Origin of the sequence: Hydrocoleum sp. CS-953 (assembly GCF_002260545.1) — a bacterium.
Classification (GTDB): domain Bacteria; phylum Cyanobacteriota; class Cyanobacteriia; order Cyanobacteriales; family Microcoleaceae; genus Trichodesmium.
The window spans coordinates 1-2619 of the sequence record NZ_LGSU01000280.1 but is presented as its reverse complement, the minus strand read 5'-3'; the positions used below and the strand labels follow the sequence as shown (position 1 = coordinate 2619).

Annotated in this window: 2 protein-coding genes; both read left to right on the top strand. The window is 32.5% G+C overall.

The features are described from left to right. The coding region (locus AFK68_RS36210; protein WP_371357206.1) for a glycosyltransferase family 2 protein at window positions 1-369 on the top strand (369 nt) is incomplete at its 5' end. Window positions 370-743: 374 nt separating this feature from the next. Beyond that, on the top strand, window positions 744-1835 hold the full coding sequence (locus AFK68_RS02520) for a glycosyltransferase family 1 protein (RefSeq protein WP_094671372.1): 1092 nt from the start codon (window positions 744-746) through the stop codon (window positions 1833-1835). The last annotated feature ends 784 nt before the right edge of the window (window positions 1836-2619 follow it).

Here is a 2619-nt window from a genome sequence, read left to right as displayed (position 1 = left end):
AACCTCAAAAACTTTGAAAAATGCCCTCAGTTTGATGAAGATTATTTCTTATACTATGAAGATTTTGACTTTTGTAGACGTTATATAAAACAAGGTCATAAAATAGCCATCACTAAAACAATATCTGTAATTCATCAACCATCTTCTATTACTAATAAAAACCCAGAATTAAAACTTGAGTATAGCATCTATAGCTACCTATTGAGTTTAGAAAAACATACAAATAAATCAGTTTTAATATATAGATTACTCAGAATTAGTATAGCTGCTTTAGTTAACTTACCAATAGATTATAAAGTAGCTGGTGCTAAACTCAAAGCCATTGGGAAATTTATCAGATATAATCGTAGGCTGGGTAGAACGAAGTGAAAACCAAGATAATCTAAAATGGTTGGTTACGACAGATTGTTAAATATCGATCAAAGCTATTATTGTACCTGTAGATAATCGTAGGTTTGCTGGAACAAAGTGAAACCCAACAAAATCTCAATAGGGTTCATATAAGACAAAAATTCCTCTAATTGGCAACCTAAAGATGGGCTTTTAGATATTACAAATTTGCCCAAAAAATCCTTAACTGAAATGTTGGTTTTATCCTGTGGATAAGCGGAGCGAACATTCCTCAACCCAACTATATTAGCCTTAGTTTAACTACTAATAAATTATAAAATAGTAAAATATAATGTTGGGTTTCGTTCTTCAACCCAACCTACACAATTTAAAATTTTTGGCTCTAATTATAAATGTCTAATGAACTTCTTATTAATTTATCAGTATTAATCCCAGAACCAACAGGAATATCGATCTATGCTAATAACATCCTGCCACAACTTCAACAACTTAATCCTACTCTGTTAGTTGCTAATAATATTCCCAATTTTAACTGTCATATAATCCCTAATAATATGACGCCAGCTCAAGGAACTAAAGGTCATTTACGACGATTATTATGGACTCAATTTCAATTATCAAATATCTATAAAAAATTACAAGGAAATATACTTTTTTCTCCTCTTCCAGAAGCGCCATTATTTTCTCAGTGTCGTTATATTGTGATGGCTCACGATTTAATTCCTTTACGTTTTCCTAAACCTGGTTCTCGCTTAACTGCTTATTTCAAATATTATATTCCCCAAGTATTAAGTCAGGCAGAACATATTGTTTGTAATTCTCAAGCTACGGCAAAAGATATTACTGATTTTTTCCAAATACTACCTAAAAAAATTACTCCTATTCCTTTAGGTTATGATTCTCAAAGATTCCAATTTTTAGACTTACCTACGAAAAATTATTTTCTTTATCTTGGTCGCCACGACCATTATAAAAATCTGCATAGGTTAATAGCAGCTTTTGCTAATTTGCCTAATTTTTCCGAGTATGAATTATGGTTTGCCGGACCTACAGATAATGTCTATACGCCAACATTAAAAACTCAAATTAAAGAATTAGGTTTAACAAAATTAGTCAAATTTCTTGACTATGTTCCTTATTCAAAATTACCCAAAATAATTAATCAGGCGATCGCTCTGGTTTTTCCTAGTTTGTGGGAAGGGTTTGGTTTTCCAGTATTAGAAGCAATGGCTTGTGGTACTCCTGTTATTACTTCTAATATTTCATCTCTGCCAGAAGTTGCTGGAAATGCTGCTATTTTGGTTAACCCAAAAAATGTGGGAGAAATAACTGATGGGATGAATATTATTGCTAAAGATGGGGGGGAGCGATCGAGGCTCTCAACCTTAAGTTTGGCTAGAGCTAAAGAGTTTAGTTGGGAAAAAACTGGTTTAGCTACTAGGGAGATAATTCAGAAATGGGGTGATGGGATGGTGGGAGAATAGAAGCTATTTGGTATCTTTTTCATTCTAAGAGGTATCTGAAAAAAATCGCCTGTCAAAGAAAGGATTTTCGGTTGCATCCTCACAAAAATTGTGATATCCTAAAGTTTTACTGGGCTATTTCGTATATACACATGACTTTTTATTCAATTAAAATATTCAGGAATTTTTCCAAGAAGCAGTACCAGAAATATTTTCATCTTGTAGAACTTACTTGACTACAGATGCTTGTTTTTTCCTCATCAAATCTTTCCAGCCCTCCCTCTTAAGNGATTTTCGGTTGCATCCTCACAAAAATTGTGATATCCTAAAGTTTTACTGGGCTATTTCGTATATACACATGACTTTTTATTCAATTAAAATATTCAGGAATTTTTCCAAGAAGCAGTACCAGAAATATTTTCATCTTGTAGAACTTACTTGACTACAGATGCTTGTTTTTTCCTCATCAAATCTTTCCAGCCCTCCCTCTTAAGTGCAGAGCCAAAAACATTTTCATTCTGCCAAGCTCCCTAAAAAAGTCGCGCGTCAAAAGACTTTCAGTTGCATCCTCAAAAAAATTGTGATACCATATAATCTAATAGGAGTATTTCGCCTATATACATGATTTTTTATTCAACTAATTAAACTAAAAAGTATTGTTTCCCAGCTCAAAAGGAATAAGGAATGTTGTAGATCAAGAAAACCAACCTACAAAAGACTTCTTTAGTGAGAAGAATATATGAGTGAAAATCACCAAAATTTAATAAATAACCATAAAGATTGAGATAGAATCCAGTTATACAGT

What these genes read in the sequence shown, in the direction of transcription:
- AFK68_RS02520 (WP_094671372.1), top strand. Translation starts at nt 744, where the DNA reads ATGTCTAATGAACTTCTTATTAATTTATCAGTATTAATCCCAGAACCA.